Raw genomic sequence first — 22,938 nt, forward strand, 5'->3', positions numbered from 1 at the left:
CGTTTGCATTGCTTCGTACCGCAATACGCGCACCCCCCGGTGCGTACTTCGAGGGTATTAGAGAACTCCCCCGAGGCGCGGCATTCTGGTGCACAGATGGAAAACTTCTGATAACAGTTGCATTACAAAGAAAGCTGGCCCTGCCGCCTCCCGGAGGAGGCGGCAGGGCCAGCTTGAGTCAGACCTTAGTCTTCGGTGGATTCGGCGGCTTCAGCAGCGGCCGGAGCCTCCTCGACGACCGGCTCGAGCGAGAGCTTGCCCCGGTCATCGATCTTGGTGATGCGCACCAGGATCTTCTGGCCGACGCCGAGCACGTCTTCGACGTTCTCCACGCGCTTGCCACCGGCGAGCTTGCGCACCTCGGTGACGTGCAGCAGACCGTCCTTGCCCGGAAGCAGCGAGACGAACGCACCGAAGGTCGCGATCTTGACGACCGTTCCCAGGAACTGCTCGCCGACCTCGGGGTTGGTCGGGTTGGCGATGGCGTTGACCTGCGCACGGGCGGCCTCAGCCGAGGGGCCATCGGTCGCGCCGATGTAGACAGTGCCGTCTTCCTCGATCGAGATCTGTGCGCCGGTCTCATCCTGGATCGCGTTGATCGTCTTGCCCTTGGGGCCGATGAGCTCACCGATCTTGTCGACCGGGATCTGCACGCTGATGACGCGAGGAGCAGTCGGCGCCATCTCGTCAGGAGCATCGATCGCCGCGTTCAGCACGTTGAGGATCGTGAGGCGAGCCTCACGAGCCTGGGTCAGCGCGCCGGCGAGCACCGACGACGGGATGCCGTCGAGCTTCGTGTCGAGCTGGATCGCCGTGATGAACTCGGAGGTACCCGCGACCTTGAAGTCCATGTCGCCGAGAGCGTCTTCCGCACCGAGAATGTCGGTCAGAGCCGCGTAACGCGTCTCGCCGTCGACCTCGTCGGACACCAGGCCCATGGCGATACCGGCAACGGCGGCGCGCAGCGGCACACCGGCGTTGAGCAGCGACAGGGTCGATGCGCAGACCGAGCCCATCGAGGTCGAGCCGTTCGAGCTCAGCGCCTCGGAGACCTGACGGATCGCGTAGGGGAACTCCTCGCGGCTCGGCAGCACCGGCACGAGTGCGCGCTCGGCCAGGAAGCCGTGCCCGATCTCGCGACGCTTCGGCGAACCGACGCGACCGGTCTCACCAGTCGAGTAGGGCGGGAAGTTGTAGTGGTGCATGTAGCGCTTGCTCGTCGTGGGCGACAGCGAGTCGATCTGCTGCTCCATCTTGAGCATGTTCAGCGTGGTGACACCCATGATCTGGGTCTCGCCGCGCTGGAAGATCGCCGAACCGTGCACGCGCGGGATGACCTGCACCTCTGCGTCGAGCGGACGGATGTCTGCCAGCCCACGGCCGTCGATGCGCTCACCGTTGGTGAGAATGCGTCCGCGGACGATCTTCTTGGTGACCGACTTGTACGCGGCAGCGAACTCAAGCGGAGCCGCGGCGGGCAGCGTGCCAGCCTCGGTCGCTTCGATCAGCTCGGCCTTGACGCGATCCTTGATCGCGTCGTCAGCGTTCTGACGCTCCTGCTTGTCGGCGATCTTGTAGACCTCGGTGAGTTCTGCAAGCGCGCGCTCCGAGACGAAGGTGAAGGTCTCGTCGCTGTACGGCAGGAAGACCGGGTAGACACCCGGCTCCTTCGAGGCCGTGGCAGCGAGCTCGGCCTGTGCCTTGACGAGCTGCGCGATGAAGGGCTTCGAGGCCTCGAGGCCTGCGGCCACGATGTCCTCGTTGGGCTTGGTGGCGCCCGCCTTGATCAGGTTCCAGCTGCCCTCGGTGGCCTCGGCCTCGACCATCATGATCGCGACGTCTTCGCTGCCGTCAGCAGCGGTGACGACACGACCCGCGACCATCAGGTCGAAGACGGCCTGCTCGACCTGCTCGGCGTTCGGGAAAGCGACCCACTGGTCGGAGTGCTCGCCGTGACCGGGGATGAACGCGAGACGCACACCGGCGATCGGGCCGGAGAACGGCAGACCCGAGATCTGCGTCGAAGCGGACGCGGCGTTGATCGCGAGCGCGTCGTAGAACTCGCCCGGCGCGATCGAGAGCACCGTGACGACGATCTGAACCTCGTTGCGCAGTCCGTCGACGAACGACGGACGCAGCGGACGGTCGATCAGACGGCAGACGAGGATCGCCTCGGTCGAGGGACGACCCTCACGACGGAAGAACGAACCGGGGATCTTGCCGGCCGCGTACGAACGCTCTTCGACGTCGACGGTCAGCGGGAAAAAGTCGAAGCCCTCGCGCGGGTGCTTGCTCGCACTCGTCGCAGACAGGAGCATGGTCTCCTCATCGAGGTAGGCGGCAACTGCGCCCTGCGCCTGCTGTGCAAGGCGACCGGTCTCGAAGCGGATGGTGCGGGTGCCGAAGCGACCGTTGTCGAGAACGGCCTCAGTGGCAGTGATTTCAGGACCTTCCAAGAGGTCTCTCCTTCTTTGTTTAGCCTCGCGAGTCCGTGTGACGCGCGAGGGTCCAGAGTCGATATGAAGTTGTGCAGTCGACAGACGTCGACCGTGAAGAGCCTATCAGTCGGCACCCAGGCGAGCAGAGGGCGGATGCTGGCACTCACCGCGATGACGCGGGTCAGAACACGCCGAGTGCGTCGAGGATCGTGTCAACGCTCTCCTGCGGAGGCTGAGCCCCATCGACGACGACCTCGTACACGACCCCCTCGTGAACGCGCTCGGCCTGGTCTCTCGCCATGCCGACGATGCGATCAGGACGCTTTGCCTCGCGCGCTTCGGCCACTTCGGCGTCGCAGCGCACACCCACCCAGAACGTGTCGGTCTCCGCGAACAGCGCGCGCAGACGCTCCTGGCCCTTTCCTCCATCGAGCAGCACCTCATCGAGGATGAGCGCCTGCCCGGAGGCGGCGAGCGCCGCGAGCGCGCGATACCAGGTGTCTTCTCGCTCGCGGTAGGTCGCGTCCACGGTGACTTCACCGTCCGCACCGAAGTGCAGCCCGACGTCACCGCGTGCCGTCCAGTCAGGAAGGGCGTCGATGAAGGCGTCGACGCCGAGCAGCAGGCGCACATCGGGCAGGTCCTTCTGCAGCAGTCTCGCCACCGTCGTTCCCCCGGCGCTGGATGCGGAGTTGATCACGATGAGCGGAGGCAGCGCGGGCGTCATGACGGGAGCCTAACCCTCCTCCGGCGAAGAAGGGGACGATGCCAGGGAATCATCACCCGGGAGGCGCGCATGTGCCTTAGGCTGACGGGCATGAGCACCGAAGAAGGCGCTGCCTCCTCTACGGAGGAGATGAAGCGAAAGTTCAAGGAAGCGCTCGAGAAGAAGAACGCGCAGCACCGCACCGGCGAAGCTCACCTCGATGGTGACTCCGCCGTTCACGGCGCTGCCGCACCGCAGACGCGGCGCGAGTTCCGACGCAAGAGCGGATGACCGCAAGAGGGCCGGCCCTGTGGGCCGGCCCTCCTTCTTTGTCACTCCCCTGCAAGACCTCCGAGCAGGTGGCCGAAAGAACGGCCTTCGCCGAGGTAGTTGGCAGGGTCGAACGGGTCGAGATCCGCGACCGTCTCCTTGCGCGCGATCGCCTCGGCCAGCTCACGTGCGCCGCGATCGACGCGTGACCCGAGCGGGGCTACCTCGTCGGCACTCGCACCCCAGTCGCTCGACGCGGCGAAGACGCCCGTCGAGACGGGCTCCGCATGCAGGTACGTGAAGAGGGGACGAATCGCATAGTCGATCGCGAGCGAGTGTCGCGCGGTTCCTGCGTTGGCCCCGATCAGCACCGGCTTGCCGGTGAGCGCGTCCGGGTCGAGCACGTCGATGAACGACTTGAACAGACCGGAGTAACTGGTCGAGAAGATCGGAGTCACGACGATCAGAGCATCCGCCGAGACGACGGTGTTGATCGCGGCCTCCAGGGCTGCCGGCGCGAACCCGGTCAGCAGATTATTCATGATGTCGTGCGCGAGGTCGCGCAGTTCGATCACATCCACCGATGCCTGGATCTCACGTTCAGCGAGAGCACCGACCGTGCTCGCCGTGAGGCGGTCAGCGAGCATCCGCGTCGAGGAGGGGTTGGAAAGCCCCGCCGAGACCACGGCGATACGACGTGTGCTCATGATCAGGCCTCCTGTCGGGTCGCTGCGGCGCCGAATGCGGAGCCCCCACGGGCCGGCGTGTCCTGGTACGGGCCACCGACGGTGAGGTTGTCGCCGCGGTTCATGCCGGGACGGGCTTCGCGGGCCGGGCCGTCTCCGTACACGGCGTGCACGCGCGCGGCGTGGGTCGGAGCATCCGGAACAGTGGCCGGACGATTCTTCGCCAGCTCCTTGCGGAGCACCGGAACGACCTCGCCACCCAGGATGTCGAGCTGCTCGAGCACCGTCTTGAGCGGCAGACCTGCGTGGTCGACGAGGAACAGCTGACGCTGGAAGTCGCCGTAGAAGTCGCGCATGCCGGCGTAACGGTCGATGACCTGCTGCGGAGAGCCGACCGTGAGCGGAGTCATCTCAGAGAAGTCCTCCATCGACGGGCCGTGACCGTAGACGGGGGCGTTGTCGAAGTAGGGACGGAAGGCGTTGACGGCGTCCTGAGATTTGGCGGCCATGAAGACCTGCCCGCCGATGCCGACGATCGCCTGCTCAGGCGTGCCGTGACCGTAGTGCGCGTAGCGCTGACGATACAGCTCGATCAGGCGCTGGTAGTGCTCCTTGGGCCAGAAGATGTTGTTCGCGAAGAAGCCGTCGCCGTAGTAGGCGGCCTGCTCCGCGATCTCGGGGGTGCGAATGGATCCGTGCCAGACGAAGGGCGACACCCCGTCGAGCGGGCGCGGAGTCGAGGTGAAGCCCTGCAGCGGAGTGCGGAATTTGCCTTCCCAGTCGACCACATCGTTGTCCCACAGCTGACGCAGCAGAGCGTAGTTCTCGATTGCGAGAGGCAGGCCCTGACGGATGTCCTGACCGAACCAGGGGTACACCGGCCCCGTGTTTCCACGGCCGAGCATGAGGTCGGTGCGCCCCTCGGCGAGGTGCTGCAGCATCGCGTAGTCTTCGGCGATCTTGACCGGGTCGTTCGTGGTGATGAGCGTGGTCGAGGTCGAGAGGATGATGCGCTCGGTCTGCGCGGCGATGTAGGCGAGCGTCGTGGTGGGGCTCGACGACCAGAAGGGCGGGTTGTGGTGCTCACCGATGGCCATCACGTCGAGGCCGACTTCTTCAGCGTGCTTCGCGATCGTGACGGTCGCCTGGATGCGCTCCCGCTCGCTCGGAGTGATGCCGGTCGTCGGGTCCTGCGTGATGTCGCTGACCGTCATGATGCCGAACTGCATGCCTGCGGTTTCTGTGATCTCGCTCATTGTGTGTGCTCCACTCACGGATGCCTCGGCATCCAGTTCTATGCAAATGAATGTAATTGATGGAACGCAGTCAGGGCAACATTATTCCCGCCCCGTACGCTGAATCTGTGAGCACGTCAGAACCGCCTGTGAGCCCCGCGACCGCGGCGCCCGCATCCGCCCGCCCGAAGCGTCGCGTGCCGTTCTGGGACAACGCCCGATTCGCCTGCATCACACTGGTCGTCCTCGGGCATGCCGTGCAGCGCATGACGTACGACTCAGACATCGCGCTCGCGCTCTACCTAACGATCTACGCGTTCCACATGCCCGCCTTCGCGCTCATCTCGGGCTACTTCTCCAAGGCCGGCACCCCGACGAAGACGCAGATGGCTCGCGTCATCACCGACATCCTCGTCCCGTACGTGATCTTCGAGCTCCTCTGGAGCCTCACCCAGTGGCTCGTCGAAGGACAGGCAGACCCGAACCTCACCCAACCGTCATGGACGCTCTGGTTCCTCCTCGCACTGGGCATCTTCCGTCTCGCACTGCCCTACATCGCACTGCTGCGCTGGCCGCTGCTGTGGGCAGGGCTCATCTCGGTCGGAGTCGGCTACCTTCCCAACGTCGACAGCACCTTCTCTCTGTCGCGCACTCTGGGATTGCTGTTCTTCTTCACCCTCGGCTGGTGGGCGCGTGATCGCGACATCGTGACGAGACTGCGACTGCTGGAATCCCGCCCGTGGTGGCTGCGCACCGGCGCCGTCGTCGCGCTCGGCGCGACAGGGTGGGCGGCATGGAACTGGTTGCCGCTCTGGGAGTCCATCGACCTGCGCCACTGGCTCTTCTACGATTCCGCGTACATCGATCTCGGGGGCACCCAGTGGTGGGCGGGCGGCGTGCGGATCATCCTCATCGTCGTGGCGCTTCTGCTCAGCGTGGCGTTCTTCGCACTCGTCCCGCGCGGCACGCACTGGTGGACACGCTTCGGCCAGTACACGATGTACGTCTACCTGCTGCACTCCTTCGTGCTGTACCCGTTCCGCGAATCGGGGGCCCTTCGCGGACTCGATCCGACCTGGCTCTGGCTGCCACTCGTCACGGCGCTCTCCGTCGCGATCGCCCTCGCTCTCGCCACCTCACCGGTGCGCCGCGTCTTCCGCCCCCTCGTCGAACCGCGTCCGGCATGGTTGTTCGCGGACCCGGCACTCGCGGCGAAAGAGCGCCGCCGCAATGATCCGACCGGGTCTCGACGCCCCGAGTAGTGAGGCCTGCGTCGCCCCCATCGAACGCCCGTGGGAATGCGCTCAGTCGAACAGCGCCGCCCCGATGAATGATCCCTGCGCGACACCGCCGGGCACGGCCCACAGGCCCGAGCCGACATGACGGATGTACTCGTTGAGCACATCGGTCGACAGGCGGCGCTGCAGCGTCACGAACTGCGCCGGATCGCGCTGGTACGACAGGAAGAAGAGCCCTGCATCCAGGCGTCCGAGGGCATTGTTGCCGTTGACGTAGTTGAATCCGCGTCGCAGGATCCGGATGCCCTCGTTGTGGGAGGGATGCGCAAGGCGCACATGCGCGTTCTGCGGGATCGCCCCGGTGGAGAAGTCGGGTGCGGCGAACTCGCCCCCGCCCGACAGCGGCGCGCCCTCGGCCTTGTCGCGACCGATGATGTCGTTCTGCTCGGCGAGGCGCACACGGTCCCACGTCTCGATCAGCATCGCGATCTTGCGCGCGACGAGGTACGAGCCTCCCGCCATCCAGGCCGGCTCATCGGATTCCCCCACCCAGACGTGCTCGGCGAGACCTGCCTTCTCGTCCGCCAGGATGTTCGCGGTGCCGTCCTTGTAGCCGAAGAGGTTGCGGGGTGTCGCCTGATCGGCGGTCGTACGCGACGTCTTGCCGAAGCCGAGCTGCGACCACCGAAGACGCGCACGACCGAAGGCGATGCGGCTCAGGTTGCGGATCGCGTGCACAGCGACCTGCGGGTCGTCGGCGCACACCTGCACGCACAGGTCGCCGTTGGACTGCTGCGGGTCGAGATCGTCGCCGAGGAACGCCGGAAGGCGCTCGAGCACCCGCGGTCGCCGGTCCGCGATGCCGTAGCGATCGGGGTCAGCATCGAAGAGCGACGGGCCGAGCCCCACGGTCACGGTCAGGGCGGATGCCGGAAGTCCGAGCGCCTCTCCCGTGTCATCCGGCGGCGACTCAGGGTCTCCCCCGACCGCACCGCGCGCGCTGACCTCGAGCCCCTGTGTCATACGCGCCGCAGCGTACGTCCAATCCTGTAGGAGCGAGATCAGATCGTCGCGATTCGTGCGCGGCATCATGTCGAAGGCGGCGAAGTGCAGGTGCTCCTGGACGGGCGTGGTCACGCCCGCCTGGTGGGTACCGAAGAACGAATGCACCGGGTGAGCGTCGGCGAGCGCACGTTCACGTCCGGTCGCCACGCCGGCAGCGAGCCCGCCGCCCACACCGGCGACGAGCCCGGCCACCCCGCCGCCGACGGCGAGGCCGAGCAGACCGCGTCGGCTCAACCCACCCCGGGGCGCGGCGTCGGCGGGCGTCGGCTCGTTCTCTTCGGTCATTCGAGAATTGTGCCCGTCAGCTGCGAGAGCGGCTCTGCGAGCGCGTTGATGAGGTCGGTGAACTCGCGCTTGTTCACGTCGGTGAGCTTCGAGTAGCCGACGAAACCGTCAGCCAGCGAACCATGCGCGGCCAGTGCGTCGGAAAGCGCACCGTACCCGGCCTCGATCTCGGTCACGAGTGCCTCACCGCCGTCGCCCTTCGACGCGGCGAAGTCCTGAACCAGCGAGAACGCCATCTTGGAGCCTTCGACGTTGGCCGCGAAGTCGTAGAGGTCAGTGCCCGACCACCAGTCCTCCTCACCCGTGATCTTGCCGGTCGCGACCTCGTCGAGCAGCGCGATCGCGCCGTTCGAGATGCCGCCGATGCCCTGGTCTGCCAGGGCGTCGGTGAAGTCTGTCGAGTGGACGTAGTCGTACAGCTCCTGCACATCGGCGAGCAGCAGGTCCCCGTAGTCCGCGCGCTCCGCCACGGTCGACGGTGCCCAGTTGTGCCAGGCAGGCGTCTCACCATCGGCGTTGAGGGCATCCTGTGCCGGCACCCAGAGGTCTTTCTCCAGGCGGTGGAAGCCTGTCCATTCGAGTCCCTCGGCGACCGCGTCGACCTCGCGGTAGTCGATGCGGGGGTCGAGCGTGCCGAGTGCCTCAGCCACCGGCTCGATGCGCTCGTAGTACGCCCTGGTCAGCGGGAACAGCGTGCGGGCGGTCTCATCATCGCCGGCCTGGTAGGCCGTCACGAGCTCTTCGACTGCGGGGACGAGCTGTCCGACCTGGTCTTTCACGAATGCCGCGTACAGGTCGACGGCGTTCTGCTTCTGCTCCGCGTCCGCACCCCCGACCTCGACGCGCTCACCGGTGACCGTGAACGCCGCCTTGCCCACGCCGTCGCCGATCATGCCGGGCTTGCACAGCGTGAAGTACTCGCCGGGCTGCGCGACGACCGTGAGAGTGCGGGAGGCGGCGGGCGCGATGTTCTCGACCTCGCCGACGATGCGGAGGCCGTCTTCTGCCAGCAGGTAGAACTCCGTCGTCTGGGCACCGGAGTTCTTCACCTCGAATGTGAGCGTGCCGCTCTTCGCTGTGGTTGCCGACACGGCGCACTCAGAATCGCTCGATGACACCGCGAAGGCAGCGCCCGCAGCAGCATCCGCTTTGGCGACGCAGCCGCTCAGCGCGAGCGCGGCGGCCGCTGTGGCGGCGGCGACGGTGAGAATCCGGCGGGAGGTGTTCATGCTGCTCCTTGCTGAGAGAGAACGGATGCTGCGCCAGCGGCATCCCCCGCAGGGGGTGCCGTCGGAGCAGAAGAACGCGGACGCCGGAGACGGAGTCCACGCACGAAGAACACGCCGACGATGGCGAGGTAGAGTGCCCAGGCCGCGACCTGAAGCCACGTCATCCGCGGCATGAAGCCGACCGTGCCCTGAAGCAGGGTCGCCCACACGCCGTCGGGGGCGAGCACCGACGTGACGTCGAATGCCCACCCGAACGGGAACGCCATCCAGCCGACGAGCACGGCGCCTGTGACGGCGTCGACAGGTGCGGCCTCGGTGAACGGGCCGGGAAGCACGCCGGCCTCCTGGAGATCCATGACCGCGTAGGCGAGCACCCCGGCCGCAACGATCACGAGGAAGCCGCTCGTCCAGGTGAAGAAGCGACGCAGGTCAAGACGCACGGCTCCTCGCGCGATCAGCCAGCCCACGACCACGGCGACGCCGAGACCGAGAAGAGCGCCGAGCAGCGCCGTCGGCGCGTCTCCGAAGGACTGCACCATCGACCAGAGCAGCAGCGTGGTCTCGATGCCCTCACGAGCGACCGAGACGAAGCCGATCGCGATGAGCGCCCAGAGCCCGCCGTGCGTGAGCGCCCGATCGAGCCCGCCTTCAAGGGTGGCCTTCATCGTGCGGCCGGCCTTCTGCATCCAGAAGATCATCCACGTGACCATGCCGACCGCGAGCAGCGACAGCAGTCCGCCGATGAGCTCCTGCGCCTCGAACGTCAGCGAGTAGGCGCCGAACGTGAGGATCGCACCGATTCCGAGTGCCAATGTGATCGCGAGGGCAACACCCGCCCAGAGCCGCGGCAGTGCGTCCCGGCGACCGAGGCGACGCAGATAGGCCACGAGGATGCCGACGACAAGCGCGGCTTCGAGACCTTCACGAAGGCCGATGAGGAAGGTTGCGAGCACGAGGGTGACGATTCTGCTGAGGGATCACGGCGCCTGAGCGACCGAGGATCAACCGAAGTGAGGTAAGCCATTCCTTACCAAGCCGGAATTGAGGGTATCACCTGCGACGGCATCACGAAACGACATGACGGCGTGTGAAAGCATCCGGTCATCGTCCGCAACAGACCGTGACTTTCCCACCGCCCCCGACCTACGCTCTGACCATGACGGCCCTCTCCCTCCCCATCCTCGACCTGTCCCAGCTCTCAGCGGGGCCCGAGGCCGCGGCACGTTTCCGCGCCGATCTCCGCGCTGCGACACATGATGTCGGCTTCTTCTATCTCACCGGCACGGGGGTGACCGCCGAACTCGAGAGCCGCCTGCACCAGGCCGCGCTCGACTTCTTCGCCCTGCCCCTGGAGGAGAAGCTCTCGGTTGAGAACGTCCGCAGCCCGCACTTCCGCGGCTACACGCGCATCGGCGGCGAGCGCACTCAGGGCGAGGTCGACTGGCGCGAGCAGATCGACATCGGTCCGGAGCACGACGCGGTCGCGGGCGGACCCGCCTTCCACCGACTCATCGGACCCAACCTGTGGCCGGCGGCGCAGCCCGAGCTGCGCGAGGTGGTGGCGGAGTGGCATGCGCATCTCAGCGAGGTGTCCCGCACGTTGCTGCGCGCGTGGGCAGTGACGCTCGGAGCACCGGAGAACTACTTCGACGAGAACTTCGGAGAGCCTTCGACCCTCATCAAGATCGTCCGCTACCCCGGATCGCACGAGCCCGCGCCGCAGCAGGGGGTCGGCGCACACAAGGACTCCGGGGTTCTGACGCTGCTCTGGGTCGAGCCGGGCAAGGGCGGGCTGCAGGTCGAGCGCGACGGACAGTGGGTGGATGCTCCGCCCGTGGACGGCGCCTTCGTCGTGAACATCGGCGAGCTGCTCGAGTACGCCACGGGCGGCTACCTCAAGGCCACCAACCATCGTGTGATCTCACCTCAGGCGCCGGAGGAGCGCATCTCCGTGCCGTTCTTCTTCAACCCCGCGCTCGACAAGCGTCTCCCCCTCATCGATCTTCCGCCGGAGCTCGCCGCCGAAGCCCGCGGCGTCACCGCCGACCCGAGCAACCCGATCCACGCGCTCTACGGGGAGAACGCGCTGAAATCGCGGCTGCGGGCGCACCCGGATGTCGCCGCGATCCACCACCCGGATCTCGTGACGGCCTCGGTCTAGTCGACGCGACGCTCGGGGCGCCCGAGGTCGACGATCTCCTGCAGCGCGCGCAAATGCCCCGCGAAGGCAGATCGCCCCACCGCGGTTCCCCGCACCTGGGTGCGCAGTCGCCCGTTCACCATGCCCCGGTGCGCGAAGACGTACCCGGCCTCGTGCAGGTGAGAGATCGCTTTGCTGAGCGCCGAGTCGTTCGCCTGGAGGATCTCCGCGAGCGTGCCGAACTCGAGTTCGAGATCCTCGCCGAGCGAGGCCATCAGTGAGAAGCGAAGCGGCGACGCGAAGTTGTCGTCCAGCAGGAGACGCGGATGCTGGCGCCCGCCCGCGACCGGACGATCAGACATCCCGGCCCCGCAGAAATGCCGATCCCGTGAAGAGCAGAACGATCAGTGCCGCCCCCGCGATCGCCACCCCTGTGTCCACCTGCACACCGTGCACCCGCAGCAGGATGAACACGATGATGAGAAGGGACGAGATGCCGTAGCTCGTCCACTGCGGCCAGCGCCACAGCGCACCGAGCTCCGGCAGTCGGGCGCTGACCTGCCGGCCGATGGCCCACGTGAGCACGGCGAGCATCGGGAGAAGCGCCCAGATCACGGCGGCGAGAACATCGCCCAGCGCGATGATCCCCACGGTGGACGCGAGCAGCAGTCCCAGCGCGATCGTCGCGAACCGAGCAGATCGCGGCATGGCCACCGGCTCCCGTGGCTCTGCTCGTGTGCTCTGCCGAACCTCCCTGATCGCCGCAGGCCCGAGGAGGAGCAGGCAGAGGAGTCCCGGAACCAGACGCATCCACAGCGGAAGCGCGCCCCACACCATCTGCAGAACCAGCGCCAGCAGGAAAGCGGCGATGACGATCGCCGCCCACCACGCGTAGCGACGCACGTCGCGCGCCCCGCGCGCCTGGAATCCGAAACTGGCACGCAGTTCAGCGCAGAACTGGATCCAGGGGAAGAACGCGACGAACAGCAGCATGACCGGCGTGCTTCCACCAGCGGCTCCGAACGCGAACATGAACACGGTCAGGTAGACCGCCAGCACGATCGTCTCCCAGAGACGCAACACCGCCATCCCTCGCCGATCCAGGTGCGCCTCTCGGCGGTGGGCGACGGCATCGGCCTCGTCCAGGTACTGGCGAGCCAGGTCAGCCGACGGCGGATCCAGAGGGGGCGCGCCCGCGATCGGCTTCTGTTCCACGTCCTTCGCTCACTTTCCTTGAGGAAACTCCTCTTTCTTTCCTACAGGAAAGCGGGAACGCACCACAAGAGGAACGACGAAGGCCGCCCCACACCGTGGGGCGGCCTTCGGAAGAAGTGCGATTGAACGCTGGGTTGCTCAGCGGCGAAGGCCGAGGCGCTCGATCAGCGAGCGGTAACGCTCGATGTCGACAGCCTGGAGGTAGCCGAGCAGACGGCGGCGCTGACCGACCATCAGGAACAGACCACGACGCGAGTGGTGGTCGTGCTTGTGGTCCTTCAGGTGCTCAGTGAGGTCCTTGATGCGCTGCGTCAGCATCGCAACCTGCACCTCGGGGGATCCGGTGTCACCGGGGTGCGTCGCGTACTCTTCGATGATCGCCTTCTTGACGTCGTTCTCAAGTGCCATGAATGGGATCCCCTTTCTCTAACTGCGCGGCGCCCGTCACCGAATGTGCGAGCTCTCTTTATCCGCGGCCGATCAAACGGCAACCTGAAGAGTCTACCAGGCGGCAGCCCCGCGGAGAACCACCGCGACGCCAGGCCTTCGCCCCAGGGGTAGCCTCGATGAGTGCCACCTTCCCGACGCGGTCATCTGATCGACCTGCGCCCTCTTCGCGAGAGCCCCGCCTTCGCCCGCATGTGGATCGGCTCGACACTGAGCGGCCTCGGCGGACAGCTCACGATCGTCACCGTGATGCTCCATGTCTTCGAGCTGACGGCGAGCACCTTCGCCGTCGCGATGATCGCTGTCGCAGGCCTCGCGCCGATGATCCTCGCCGGCCTGTACGGCGGGATGCTCGCCGACGCCTTCGACCGTCGCCGGGTCGCCCTGATCGCGGCGACCGTCAGCTTCGCCTCAACCGCCATGCTCGCCGCCCTCACGTGGACGGGCGCGGAGACGATCTGGTGGCTCTACGGGCTCAGCATGGTGAATGCGGCGGCCAGCTCCGTCGGGCTCGCCACGCGCACCGCGATCGTGCCGCGCCTCATTCCGAGAGACCTGCTCGCTGCCGCATCCGCCCTCAACGGCGTCTCCATGGGGATGAGCGTCATGGTCGGCCCCGCGCTCGCGGGGCTGCTGGTCGCGCTCACCGGGTTCGGCTGGACCTACACGATCGATGTGCTCCTGATGCTCTCGATGTTCCTCGGGCTCTGGACGCTGCCGAAGCTCCTCCCCGAAGGCGCTGTCGTACGGCCCGGTCTCGCGTCGCTCGTGGACGGCTGGCACTTCCTCCGGAGATCGGTGAACATCCGCACGCAGTACCTGCTCGACATCACCGCGATGACCTTCGGCAACCCGCTCGCCCTCTTCCCCGCGCTGGGTACCGTTCTCCTCGGCGGCGGCGCGTTGACCACGGGTCTGCTCACCGCATCGGTCGCGGCGGGCACCTTCCTGTCCAGTCTGTTCTCGGGGCGCATCGTGCACTACCGCTGGCACGGGCGCGGCATCGAACGCGCTGTGCAGGCCTACGGCGGCGCGATCGCGCTGTTCGGCGTCGTACTGCTCGGGGGCGCCTTCCTCCCCGGCACGACGGAGCAGTCCCCCAACGTTCCCCTGCTGATCGCCGCATGCGTCGCCCTCGCGCTCTCCGGAGCGACCGACAACATCTCGTCCATCTTCCGCATGACCATGATGCAGGCCGCCGTTCCCGACACCATGCGCGGGCGGTTGCAGGGGATCTTCGTCGTCGTCGTCGCCGGCGGACCACGCCTAGGCGCGCTCTACGTCGGGGCGCTGGCCACCGTAGGGGCCCTCTGGTTCCCCCCGCTGCTCGGTGGAATCCTCGTCATCGTGATCGCGACCTGGATCGCGCGCCTGACACCCGGCTTCCGTACCTACGACGCCGAGAACCCGAGCGCTTGAAGCAGCGAACCCCGCCCCTTGCAGGGACGGGGTTCACAAGTGACGTCAGGTCAGCCGACGGCGACCAGGTCGATGATGAAGATGAGGGTCTTGCCGGAGAGGAAGTGCCCGCCGCCGGCCGGGCCGTAGGCCAGGTGCGGAGGGATGACCAGCTCACGGCGTCCGCCGGTCTTCATGCCGGGGATGCCCTCCTGCCAACCCTGGATCAGGCCGCGCAGCGGGAACTGGATGGTCTCGCCACGGCCCCACGAAGAGTCGAACTCCTCGCCGGACTCGAACTCGACACCGGCATAGTGCACGGTCACGGTGTCGCCGGGCTTTGCCTCATCGCCGGTGCCGACGATGATGTCGCGGATCACGAGCTCTGTGGGAGCGGGTCCGGTGGGAGCGTCGAATTCAGGCTTGGTGCGATCAGTCATACATCCATCCAACCGCGATCCCGCTCCCCCGGTCAACGCCACCGCACCTGCCGAGAGCGAACACTCAGAGTCAGTCCCGTTCGGTGACGTCGCGCGACAGTCGCTGCGACACCCACACCGGGATGAACGACGCGAGGATGACGACCGTGGCGACGACGTTGACGACGTTGGCCTCGTTCGGCCGCGCCATCTGGTTCATGATCCACAGCGGCAGCGTGTCGACGCCAGGCGGTGCCGTGAAGATCGTCACGTACACCTCGTCGAAGCTGAGTGCGAAGGCCAGGATGCCACCGGCGATGAAGGCGCTGCGGAACTGCGGGAAGGTGACGAGCCGGAAGGTCTGCCACGGTGTCGCGCCGAGATCCTTCGACGCCTCTTCGATGCCGGGATTCAGACGCCGCAGTCGCGCCAGCACGTTGTTGAACACCATCACGATGCAGAACGTGCCGTGCGCGATGATCATGCCGAAGAACCCGACGTTGATCCCGATCGGCTCGAGGATCTGGTTGTAGGTGTTGTTCAGCGCAACGCCGGTCACGATGCCGGGAAGAGCGATCGGCAGCACGACGAGCAGGTTGACCGCGCGCTGCCCGAAGAACGAGTAGCGCTGCAGCGCGAAGGCGACCAGGGTTCCCAGAATCAGAGCGATCAGGGTGGCCCCCGCCGCCACGAGCAGCGAGTTCAGGATCGCATCCTTGATGGGCTGGCTCGTGAACGCCTTGCCCCACCACTCCAGCGAGAACTCCGCCACCGGCCAGCTCACGATGCGCGCAGCGTTGAAGGAGTTCAGCACGACGAGCATGAGCGGCACGTACATGAACGCGAGGATCACGGCGACGATCGCGCCGAGCACGATCTTCGAGGCGAGGGAGAGTCTCAGCATCGGGATCTCACATCCTTTCCAGAGCGCCGGTGCGCTGCACGCCCACCAGGTAGATGACCACGAACACGATCGGCACGAGCGAGAAGGCGGCCGCGAGCGGCGGGTTCAGGTTGATGTTTGAGGCGATGATGCTTCCGATCATCTGCGTCGATCCGCCTACGAATTTGGCCACGAGGTAGTCGCCGAGACTCAGCGAGAAGGTGAACACCGAACCGGCGATGATCGCGGGCTTGATGAGCGGAAGGACGACCGTGCGGATGGTGCGCCAGGAGCCCGCCCCCAGGTCGGCCGATGCATCGAAGAGGTTGGGTGGAAGCTGGCGGATGGCGGTGTAGACGGGCACGGCCATGTAGGGCAGCCAGAGATAGGTGAGAGTGATCACGACCGTGACGACGCTGAAGCCGGGGCCGTGTCCGCCGAAGGGACCGACGACCGCGTTGAAGAAGCCGTCCTCGGTGAAGGTGATGCGCATCGCGAGCACCTTGACGAGGTAGCCCGCCCAGAGAGGAAGGGTGATGGATGCCGCAAGGATGCCCCGCAGCCAGGGCGAGGCGACCTTCGCCATGAAGATGCCCAGCGGCACCGAGATCAGCATGCTGAGCAGCGTGACCGCGAGCGCGATGCCGAGGGTGCGCAGCGCGGTCGAGAGGTAGCTCGGGTTGTTGATTAGCTGCGCGAAGTTGTCCAGGGTGAATCCGGGCTTCACCTTGGAGGTGAACGGGTCCGTCACCCAGAAGGCGGTGACCAGCAGCATCACCAGCGAGAAGATGTAGATGCCGATGAGCCAGGCCATGGGCAGGGCGAGGAGTCCTGCGATCCGTGCGCGCCGTTGCATGAGCGGTCCTGTCGTTCGTTCCGTCGTCGGAGGAGGGATGAGGCGGGTGGGCCCGGGCAGGGCCCACCCGCTGCGGGTCAGTTCTTGACGGTGACCCAGGCGTCGGTCCACTGCTGGAAGTTGGTGCACTTCACATCCGTGCGACCGTCGATGCACTGCTCGATCGGCGTCGTCCAGAACCAGACCTTCTTGAAGTAGTCCTCGTTCGTGGCGTTGTAGTAGTCACAGTGCGCCTTGGCCTCGTCGCTCATGTCGCAGAACGCGGCGTTCGCGGGCGCCATGCCGAAGTTCATCGCGATCGCGCCGTTGACCTTCGGGGAGGAGGCGTAGTCCATCCATGCGTAGGCGCAGTTCGGGTTCTTCGACTCGGTTGCCAGCATCCAGGCGTCCGACCATCCTGTCGACCCTTCTTCCGGGAGCACGCTCTTGAACTTCTCGTTCTCGGTGAGCTTGCGCAGCACCTCCCAGGAGGTGCCCGCGACCGTCGTGCCGCCCGCGAACGACGTGATCTGCGCAGCCGGGTCGGACCAGTACTCGGAGACGATGTCGTTCTGCTGCTTCAGCAGGTCGACCGCCGCGGCGAGCTGCTTCTCATCGAGTGCGTAGGGGTTGGTGATCCCGAGGTCGGGTTCGTGCGCCATCAGGTAGACGGCGGCGTCGGCGATGTAGATCGGTGCGTCGTACGCGATGATCTTGCCGGCGTAGGGGCTGTCGGCCTCCCAGGCGATGTCCCAGCTGGTGGGCTCCTCGGTGACGACTTCGCTGTTGTACTGCAGGATGTTGGCGCCGCGGCCGATCGGGATGCCATAGGACTTTCCGTTGATCGTGTCGTAGAGCTGGCCCTTCATGCCCTCGACGATGTCATCGCCGAAGTTCGGGATCAGATCCAGCGTGAGCGGCTGCACATCGCCACCGGCGATGAGGCGAAGGCTCGCGTCACCGGATGCCGAGACGAGGTCGTAGTCGCCCGTGCGCATGAGCTGCACCATCTCGTCGCTGGTTCCGGCGACGCGACGGTTCACGACACAGCCGGTGTCCTTCTCGAATGCTTCCGTCCAGGCGTCCTCGACGAAGCCCGACCAGGCGACGATGTTGACTTCACTCTCGAAGTCGCCCATCTTCTCGTGGGCAGGAACATCGGGGACGTCGATCTGGAGTCCCCCGGCGGTGCCGGAACCCGAGTCGCCGGCGGCACAGCCGGTGAGGACGAGCGCGAACGCGGCGGTCGCCGCGGCACCCATCAGTAGTTTCTTACGCATGATCGCTCCTTTGTGATCTGGTCTGTCGTGCTGTGGTGCCCGCAGGGACGGGCGGTCAGGGCAGCAGGGCCGCGTGGTCCGCGGTCCAGACCACCCGTACGTGATCCCCTCGTCCGAAAGCGGCTTCGGCCGAGGGGTGGTGTGCGTTCGGCTGCTCGGCGATGATCTGCACGCCGGCATCCGTCTCGACGAGGTAGCGGGTCGCCGGCCCCGTGTAGACGAGCTCGGCGATCGTGCCTGCCAATGCCACGTCGCCGTTGGCGAGCGCCGCGTCCGGTGCGGCCAGACGCACGCGCTCCGGGCGCACGCTCATGACCTGTCGGGCGCCGGTGAGCGCCTCGGCCAGGTCGGACTCGATGAGATTGGAGAGCCCGAGGAACTTTGCGACGAACTCCGTCTGGGGATACTCGTACACCTCGCGGGCCGAGCCGATCTGCTCGATGCGCCCGTTGTTGAACACAGCCACCCGGTCGCTCAGGGTGAGCGCTTCCTCCTGGTCGTGGGTGACGAAGATGAACGTGATGCCGACTTCGCGCTGAATCTGCTTGAGCTCGATCTGCATCTGCTCGCGCAGCTGCTTGTCGAGTGCGCCGAGCGGCTCGTCGAGCAGCAGGACCTGCGGGCGCAGGATGAGTGCGCGCGCCAGAGCGATGCGCTGGCGCTGCCCGCCGGAGAGCTGGTGCGGCAGCCGGGATGCGACATGGTCGAGGCGCACCTGCCGCAGAGCCGTCTCGACGCGCTCGATCCGCGCAGCCTTGCTCTCGCCGCGCACCCGCAGCCCGTAGCCGACGTTGTCGGCGATCGTCATGTGCGGGAACAGGGCGTAGTCCTGGAAGACGGTGTTGACGGGGCGCGCATTCGGTGGCGTGCGCGTCACATCTGCACCGGAGAGACGGATGCTGCCGCTCGTCGCGTCTTCGAAGCCCGCGATCATGCGTAGAACGGTCGTCTTGCCGGACCCGGAGGGCCCGAGCATCGAGAGGAACTCCCCCGGCGCGACGGCGAGATCGAGATCGCGCACGGCAGTGAACTCGCCGAACGACTTGGTGACGCCTTCCAGCACGACAGCACCGGGCTGAGAAGCGAGGTCGCCGTCAAGGCTGTGCGCGGCGCCCATCGGGCGGGGTGCGGCGGGGGCCGATGCAGTCATCGTGTGCTCCAGGATCATCGTCGAACGCGGTTGCGAAGATAAACATATAAACACATATGAAATAGTTCAAGTATCATTTCGATCACGCATCCCGGATGATGAAAGAATCGTGGCCATGGAATCGCTGACGCCGACGTCGCACGCCGCTGAACCCCCTGTTCAGCGGCCGGCGTCCGCCGCGGACGCCGCGGTCGGCGCCCATCGCCTCCAGGGCGCACTGTTCCAGCCGATCGGAGGCGAGGGCCGCGCCGAGCTCGTAGAGCGCCGAATCGTCGACGCGATCACACGGGGCCACCTGCGTGCCGGCGAGCGTCTCCCCACCGAATCAGACCTTGCCCGCAGTCTCGGCGTCGCGCCCGTCACCGTCCGTGAAGCGCTGCTCGCGGTGCGCGGGCGCGGACTCCTGGTCACTCGGCGCGGACGCAAAGGCGGCAGCTTCGTCGCCGAACATGCCGACCCCCTGCAGTTCGCCCGCGAAGCACTCAAGAACTCCTCCCGGCTCGCCCTGCGCGACCTCGGTGCGCACTACGCCGCGATCACGGGAGCGTGCATGCGGCTGGCGGCTCGTCGCGCAGACAGCACCGAAGTGCAGCTCATTCGACAGCACCTCGCCCGACTTCCCGAGCTCGCGCCGGATCAACAGCGCCGGCTCCTCGATGACACGCAGCTCGAACTCGTCGCGCTCAGTCAGTCCGCACGACTCACTCGCGAGCAGATGAAGCTGCAGGCCGAGTTCTCGCCGTACCTCGGGCTCTGCGCAGATGCAGGATTCGATGCCGCCGCGCAGGGAGTGGCGCTGCGCGCGGTGATCGACGCGGTCGACGCCGGCGATGTCGATGCCGCGAGCCGCGCGTCCGAAGCGCTCGTTCGCGCGGCCGTGGACGCCCTCATCGCGGTGCAGAGCTCGGCCCCATGATTCTCAGCATTCCCCACGCTCCAAAGGAGGACGTGATGCTCACACCAACGCAGGACACCCTCGAGTCCGCGGCGCACCTCGTACGCGAGTACTTCCTCGAGCCGATCCGCACCCTCGAAGGATGGGTCGGCACGCTTGCAGACGCACTCGAGAAGACGCGCGCCACCGGTGCGCTCACCCGCGCCAAGCTCGACACGATCGTCGAACCGCATGCCATCCGCACGCTCGCCCTGCCGTCCGCTCCGGTGTACGGCGCGGGATTCATCGCGGCGATCGATCTCCTCTCCGACGCACGCAACTACCTCGCATGGTGGCAGGGCGCCGACCAGCGTCAGCTTGTGCTCGCGTCGCAGTCCGTGAATAAGGAGCACATCGACTACAGCGAACTCGAGTGGTACCGCGTTCCACTGGCCACGGGGCTCCCTCATGTGGCCGGACCCTATGTCGACTACCTGTGCAGCGACGAGTACACCATCACCGTGGCAGTCCCCGTGCGGATCGGCACCGAGTTCGCCGGCGTGGCGGGCCTTGACCTCCTCATCGACGCCGTGGAGCGGGACCTCGTGCCGCGGCTGCGCGCTCTCGGCGCCGAGGTCACTCTCGTCAACGGCGTAGGACGCGTCATCGTGTCGACGGACCCCCAGTGGGCCACCGGAGATTCCGTACGCGCCAGTCGTCTCGCCGAACTCCCCCGCCAGCCCTGCGCCGACGTCGCCCTCGATGTGATCGTCGACGCCTGAACGCGACATTTCGGTCGACCCCTTGACACGATCACGTGCCCGGGTGATCCTGGTGTCAGATCAACTCAGCGCCCGGTAGACACGCAGGCATCGCCGCGGCACCGGGCGCTGAGTCTTTCCGAGGCAGTCGTCGCCGGAGATCAATAGGCGAGCAGGGCCGCTCTCGTCGCACTGGCCCGCTGCAGCAGAATCTGCTCGTCATGTGCGGCGAGAGCGTCGCGACCCGTTATCGCCCGCTGACGCACCGCGGCGAGCGCCGTGGCATCCGCGATGAACGACCGCATGAGCGGCCGACGATCCTCGCGAAGCGTCCGCGCCCACGCCAGGCCCGACTTCCGCCCCGCTCGGGTGGCGAGCATCGTGACTTCCTCCGGCGTGAACCATCCCGCGGCGGCGTAGTCGCTGAGCCGGTCATAGGTGAGCCGGGCCTCTTCCCGTTTCAGCGCGATGACCGCGAAGATGAACGCGCCGAAGAGGGGCACCTGGAGGGTCACGTAGAGGGCGAAGAAGTCGCCGAACAGCGCCGATCCGTTCCAGAAGGCGTGCAGGACGATCGCACCGAGAAGGCCGACGAAGCCCGCGCTGGCGGCGGCCCCGACCGTCCCGTGTCGTCGGGCGGCCAAGCCGATCGCGTATCCGGTGACGGCCGTGAACATGGCATGAGCGAACGGCGAGAGCAGGCCGCGCATGAAGAACGTGGCCGTGAGATCGACGCTGCCGCCCTCGATCAGACTGATGGCGAAGTACTGGATGTTCTCAGTGAACGCGAATCCGGCACCCACGAGTGCCCCGTAGACGACCCCGTCGACCGGTCCGTCGAACGTGCGTCGCGCGACGAGGAAGATCAGGAGCACTCCGAGCCCCTTGGCCAGCTCTTCGACGACCGGAGCCTGGATGACGGTCGACGTGATCTCGCGCAGCTCGCCGCGCCCGAACACGTCGGTGAGCGCGAGGTCGACGAGCAGAGTGATGCCCACGGCGGCGATCGCACCCCAGGCGAGCGCGAAGGTCACAACGGCCTTGGGCTCAGGTTCCCAACGGTCGATGAGACGCACACCGAACAGCACGATCGCGAGCGGGACCAGCGCCAGAACCAAGCCCACTCCGGAGGCGACGCCGCCGAGGAAGGTCAGAAAGTAGCCCACGAGAGCGAGCATCGCGAATGCCAGGACACCGAACAGCCAGATCGATACACCGCGTCCGCGCGCGGCGACCTTCGGCAGTGTGGAGATGTGCGGGGTGGGCGGAGCCACCGGTGCCGGCGGCGCGTAACGCGTCGGTTGCGCCAACGCAGAGGCGAACGATGTCTCCGCGCCCGAGAGCGGCGATGACGGAGGCGGCGGCAAGGTCATGCTGTCGAGCGTAGCGGGCGCCCTCACCCGCACGTTCATCCGATCAATAGTTTCAGAATCAACGCGGCAGAGATCAGCGCGGTGTCGGAGGGCCCGCGAACGGAAGGAGACGGCTACCGTGGAATCATGCGATTTGCTCACCTGGTTCGCGCCGACCTTCCGGAGCCGGCCCTGGCCGTCCTCGACGGATCACAGGCGATCCTCGTCTCCACCCTCTATCCCGATGCTCCCGCGACGCTGCAAGAGCTCATCGCCGGCGGCCCCGCTGCCCTCGACGCCGTGCGGGCCGCGATCGCGGACGGTGCCGCCGTCGCTCACGAGCTGACGGATTTCACCTTCGCCTCGGCAGTGACCGCTCCCCCGGCGGTGCTCGCCGTGGGGTTGAACTACGCGGCACACTCCAGTGAGCTCGGGCTGAAGACGGATGCCGCTCCGACCGTGTTCACGCTGTGGCCGAACTCCCTCACAGGGCACGGACAGACGACCTCGTGGCCGCGCTCCCTCAGCGAGTCCGTCGACTACGAGGCAGAACTCGGGGTGCTGATCGGCACCGCCGCGAAAGACGTGTCCGAGGAGGACGCCCTCGACCACGTGTGGGGCTACACCGTCGTCAACGACATCACCGCCCGCGACATCCAGTTCGCCGAGGCGCAGTGGTCGCGCTGCAAGTCCTTCGACGGTTTCACCCCGACCGGCCCCGTCGTCGTCACAGCCGACGAGATCGCCGACCCGCAGGACCTGCACATCTGGACGAACGTCGACGGCCACATGGTGCAGGACGCCTCGACGAATCAGATGGTGCGCTCGGTGCGCACCCTCATCGCGCACCTGTCGCAGTCCCTCACGCTTCTCCCCGGCACGCTGATCTCCACAGGCAGCCCCGGGGGCGCCGGGTACTCCCGCGATCCGCAGATCTTCCTCCGGGACCGCTCGACCGTGACCGTCGGCATCGATGGAATCGGAGAACTGACCACGCACTGCCGCATCCTCGACTGAGGGCTACAACAAGAA

23 protein-coding genes are annotated in these 22,938 nt (G+C 66.7%); 7 read left to right on the top strand and 16 right to left on the bottom strand.

Annotation, left to right across the window (positions count from 1 at the left end; genetic code table 11):
* Window positions 1-185: 185 nt before the first annotated feature.
* Both AC1REM_RS13385 and AC1REM_RS13390 read right to left on the bottom strand, forming a co-directional pair.
* On the bottom strand, window positions 186-2,456 hold the full coding sequence (locus AC1REM_RS13385) for a polyribonucleotide nucleotidyltransferase (protein WP_492515053.1): 2,271 nt from the start codon (window positions 2,454-2,456) through the stop codon (window positions 186-188).
* Between the two features lie 163 nt (window positions 2,457-2,619).
* Window positions 2,620-3,165, bottom strand: a complete 546-nt coding sequence (locus AC1REM_RS13390; protein ID WP_492515054.1) for a phosphotransferase-like protein — start codon at window positions 3,163-3,165, stop codon at window positions 2,620-2,622.
* Between the two features lie 90 nt (window positions 3,166-3,255).
* On the opposite strand from AC1REM_RS13390, the gene AC1REM_RS13395 reads away from it, so the two are divergent.
* Window positions 3,256-3,435, top strand: coding sequence for a DUF5302 domain-containing protein (locus AC1REM_RS13395; RefSeq protein ID WP_204937589.1), 180 nt, complete (start codon window positions 3,256-3,258; stop codon window positions 3,433-3,435).
* 41 nt (window positions 3,436-3,476) lie between these two features.
* On the opposite strand, the gene AC1REM_RS13400 is transcribed toward AC1REM_RS13395, so the two are convergent.
* Together AC1REM_RS13400 and AC1REM_RS13405 are read right to left on the bottom strand one after the other, a co-directional pair.
* Complete coding sequence (locus AC1REM_RS13400; RefSeq protein WP_204937590.1) at window positions 3,477-4,121, bottom strand: FMN reductase; 645 nt, start codon at window positions 4,119-4,121, stop codon at window positions 3,477-3,479.
* 2 nt (window positions 4,122-4,123) lie between these two features.
* Window positions 4,124-5,329 (bottom strand): LLM class flavin-dependent oxidoreductase, encoded by a 1,206-nt coding sequence (locus tag AC1REM_RS13405; protein WP_492515494.1) that lies wholly within the window; start codon window positions 5,327-5,329, stop codon window positions 4,124-4,126.
* A 155-nt stretch (window positions 5,330-5,484) separates the two neighbouring features.
* Between AC1REM_RS13405 and AC1REM_RS13410 the strand changes: the two genes are divergently transcribed.
* Complete coding sequence (locus AC1REM_RS13410) at window positions 5,485-6,597, top strand: acyltransferase family protein (RefSeq protein ID WP_492515495.1); 1,113 nt, start codon at window positions 5,485-5,487, stop codon at window positions 6,595-6,597.
* Between the two features lie 42 nt (window positions 6,598-6,639).
* Here AC1REM_RS13410 and efeB read toward each other — a convergent pair whose 3' ends face one another.
* From efeB to efeU, 3 genes are read right to left on the bottom strand one after another with little or no spacing between them, the layout of a single operon-like run.
* Window positions 6,640-7,923 (bottom strand): iron uptake transporter deferrochelatase/peroxidase subunit, encoded by a 1,284-nt coding sequence (gene efeB / locus AC1REM_RS13415; RefSeq protein WP_492515055.1) that lies wholly within the window; start codon window positions 7,921-7,923, stop codon window positions 6,640-6,642.
* Entirely contained in the window at window positions 7,920-9,152 is a 1,233-nt protein-coding gene (gene efeO / locus AC1REM_RS13420) for an iron uptake system protein EfeO (protein WP_492515056.1), read from the bottom strand. Before efeO ends, efeB begins: the two co-directional genes overlap by 4 nt.
* Window positions 9,149-10,105 (bottom strand): iron uptake transporter permease EfeU, encoded by a 957-nt coding sequence (gene efeU, locus AC1REM_RS13425; protein ID WP_492515057.1) that lies wholly within the window; start codon window positions 10,103-10,105, stop codon window positions 9,149-9,151. The genes efeO and efeU overlap by 4 nt, the downstream gene beginning before the upstream one ends.
* A gap of 203 nt (window positions 10,106-10,308) precedes the next feature.
* Between efeU and AC1REM_RS13430 the strand changes: the two genes are divergently transcribed.
* Complete coding sequence (locus AC1REM_RS13430; protein ID WP_492515058.1) at window positions 10,309-11,313, top strand: isopenicillin N synthase family dioxygenase; 1,005 nt, start codon at window positions 10,309-10,311, stop codon at window positions 11,311-11,313.
* Here the strand turns inward: AC1REM_RS13430 and AC1REM_RS13435 are convergent.
* From AC1REM_RS13435 to rpsO, 3 genes are all read right to left on the bottom strand, one after another.
* Window positions 11,310-11,654, bottom strand: a complete 345-nt coding sequence (locus AC1REM_RS13435; protein WP_492515059.1) for a transcriptional regulator — start codon at window positions 11,652-11,654, stop codon at window positions 11,310-11,312. The two genes, AC1REM_RS13430 and AC1REM_RS13435, sit on opposite strands and share 4 nt — an antisense overlap.
* The gene (locus AC1REM_RS13440; protein WP_492515060.1) at window positions 11,647-12,507 is read right to left on the bottom strand and encodes a hypothetical protein; all 861 of its coding nucleotides are present in this window, start codon (window positions 12,505-12,507) and stop codon (window positions 11,647-11,649) included. Before AC1REM_RS13440 ends, AC1REM_RS13435 begins: the two co-directional genes overlap by 8 nt.
* 138 nt (window positions 12,508-12,645) lie before the next feature.
* A complete protein-coding gene (gene rpsO / locus AC1REM_RS13445; RefSeq protein ID WP_204937596.1) occupies window positions 12,646-12,915 on the bottom strand; it encodes a 30S ribosomal protein S15 in 270 nt (89 codons plus the stop codon).
* 231 nt (window positions 12,916-13,146) lie between these two features.
* On the opposite strand from rpsO, the gene AC1REM_RS13450 reads away from it, so the two are divergent.
* On the top strand, window positions 13,147-14,373 hold the full coding sequence (locus tag AC1REM_RS13450; protein WP_492515496.1) for an MFS transporter: 1,227 nt from the start codon (window positions 13,147-13,149) through the stop codon (window positions 14,371-14,373).
* Window positions 14,374-14,423: 50 nt separating this feature from the next.
* On the opposite strand, the gene AC1REM_RS13455 is transcribed toward AC1REM_RS13450, so the two are convergent.
* The 5 genes from AC1REM_RS13455 to AC1REM_RS13475 form a co-directional block, all read right to left on the bottom strand.
* Entirely contained in the window at window positions 14,424-14,792 is a 369-nt protein-coding gene (locus AC1REM_RS13455) for an FKBP-type peptidyl-prolyl cis-trans isomerase (RefSeq protein WP_204937597.1), read from the bottom strand.
* A 70-nt stretch (window positions 14,793-14,862) separates the two neighbouring features.
* Window positions 14,863-15,675: an ABC transporter permease gene (locus tag AC1REM_RS13460; protein WP_492515061.1), complete on the bottom strand. Its 813-nt coding sequence runs from the start codon at window positions 15,673-15,675 to the stop codon at window positions 14,863-14,865.
* Between the two features lie 7 nt (window positions 15,676-15,682).
* Complete coding sequence (locus tag AC1REM_RS13465; RefSeq protein WP_492515062.1) at window positions 15,683-16,510, bottom strand: ABC transporter permease; 828 nt, start codon at window positions 16,508-16,510, stop codon at window positions 15,683-15,685.
* Window positions 16,511-16,587: 77 nt separating this feature from the next.
* Window positions 16,588-17,769 (bottom strand): extracellular solute-binding protein, encoded by a 1,182-nt coding sequence (locus AC1REM_RS13470; RefSeq protein ID WP_492515063.1) that lies wholly within the window; start codon window positions 17,767-17,769, stop codon window positions 16,588-16,590.
* A gap of 55 nt (window positions 17,770-17,824) precedes the next feature.
* Window positions 17,825-18,919, bottom strand: coding sequence for an ABC transporter ATP-binding protein (locus tag AC1REM_RS13475; protein ID WP_492515064.1), 1,095 nt, complete (start codon window positions 18,917-18,919; stop codon window positions 17,825-17,827).
* A gap of 115 nt (window positions 18,920-19,034) precedes the next feature.
* Here AC1REM_RS13475 and AC1REM_RS13480 point away from each other — a divergent pair, with 115 nt between their 5' ends.
* Window positions 19,035-19,835: a FadR/GntR family transcriptional regulator gene (locus AC1REM_RS13480; protein WP_492515065.1), complete on the top strand. Its 801-nt coding sequence runs from the start codon at window positions 19,035-19,037 to the stop codon at window positions 19,833-19,835.
* Window positions 19,836-19,870: 35 nt separating this feature from the next.
* Entirely contained in the window at window positions 19,871-20,575 is a 705-nt protein-coding gene (locus AC1REM_RS13485; protein WP_492515066.1) for a cache domain-containing protein, read from the top strand.
* A 140-nt stretch (window positions 20,576-20,715) separates the two neighbouring features.
* Here the strand turns inward: AC1REM_RS13485 and AC1REM_RS13490 are convergent, their stop codons facing one another.
* A complete protein-coding gene (locus tag AC1REM_RS13490; RefSeq protein WP_492515067.1) occupies window positions 20,716-21,927 on the bottom strand; it encodes a PrsW family intramembrane metalloprotease in 1,212 nt (403 codons plus the stop codon).
* A 126-nt stretch (window positions 21,928-22,053) separates the two neighbouring features.
* Between AC1REM_RS13490 and AC1REM_RS13495 the strand changes: the two genes are divergently transcribed.
* Window positions 22,054-22,923: a fumarylacetoacetate hydrolase family protein gene (locus tag AC1REM_RS13495; RefSeq protein WP_492515068.1), complete on the top strand. Its 870-nt coding sequence runs from the start codon at window positions 22,054-22,056 to the stop codon at window positions 22,921-22,923.
* Window positions 22,924-22,938 lie beyond the last annotated feature (15 nt).

Source organism: Microbacterium sp. GW823-FHT02G05 (assembly GCF_058797175.1).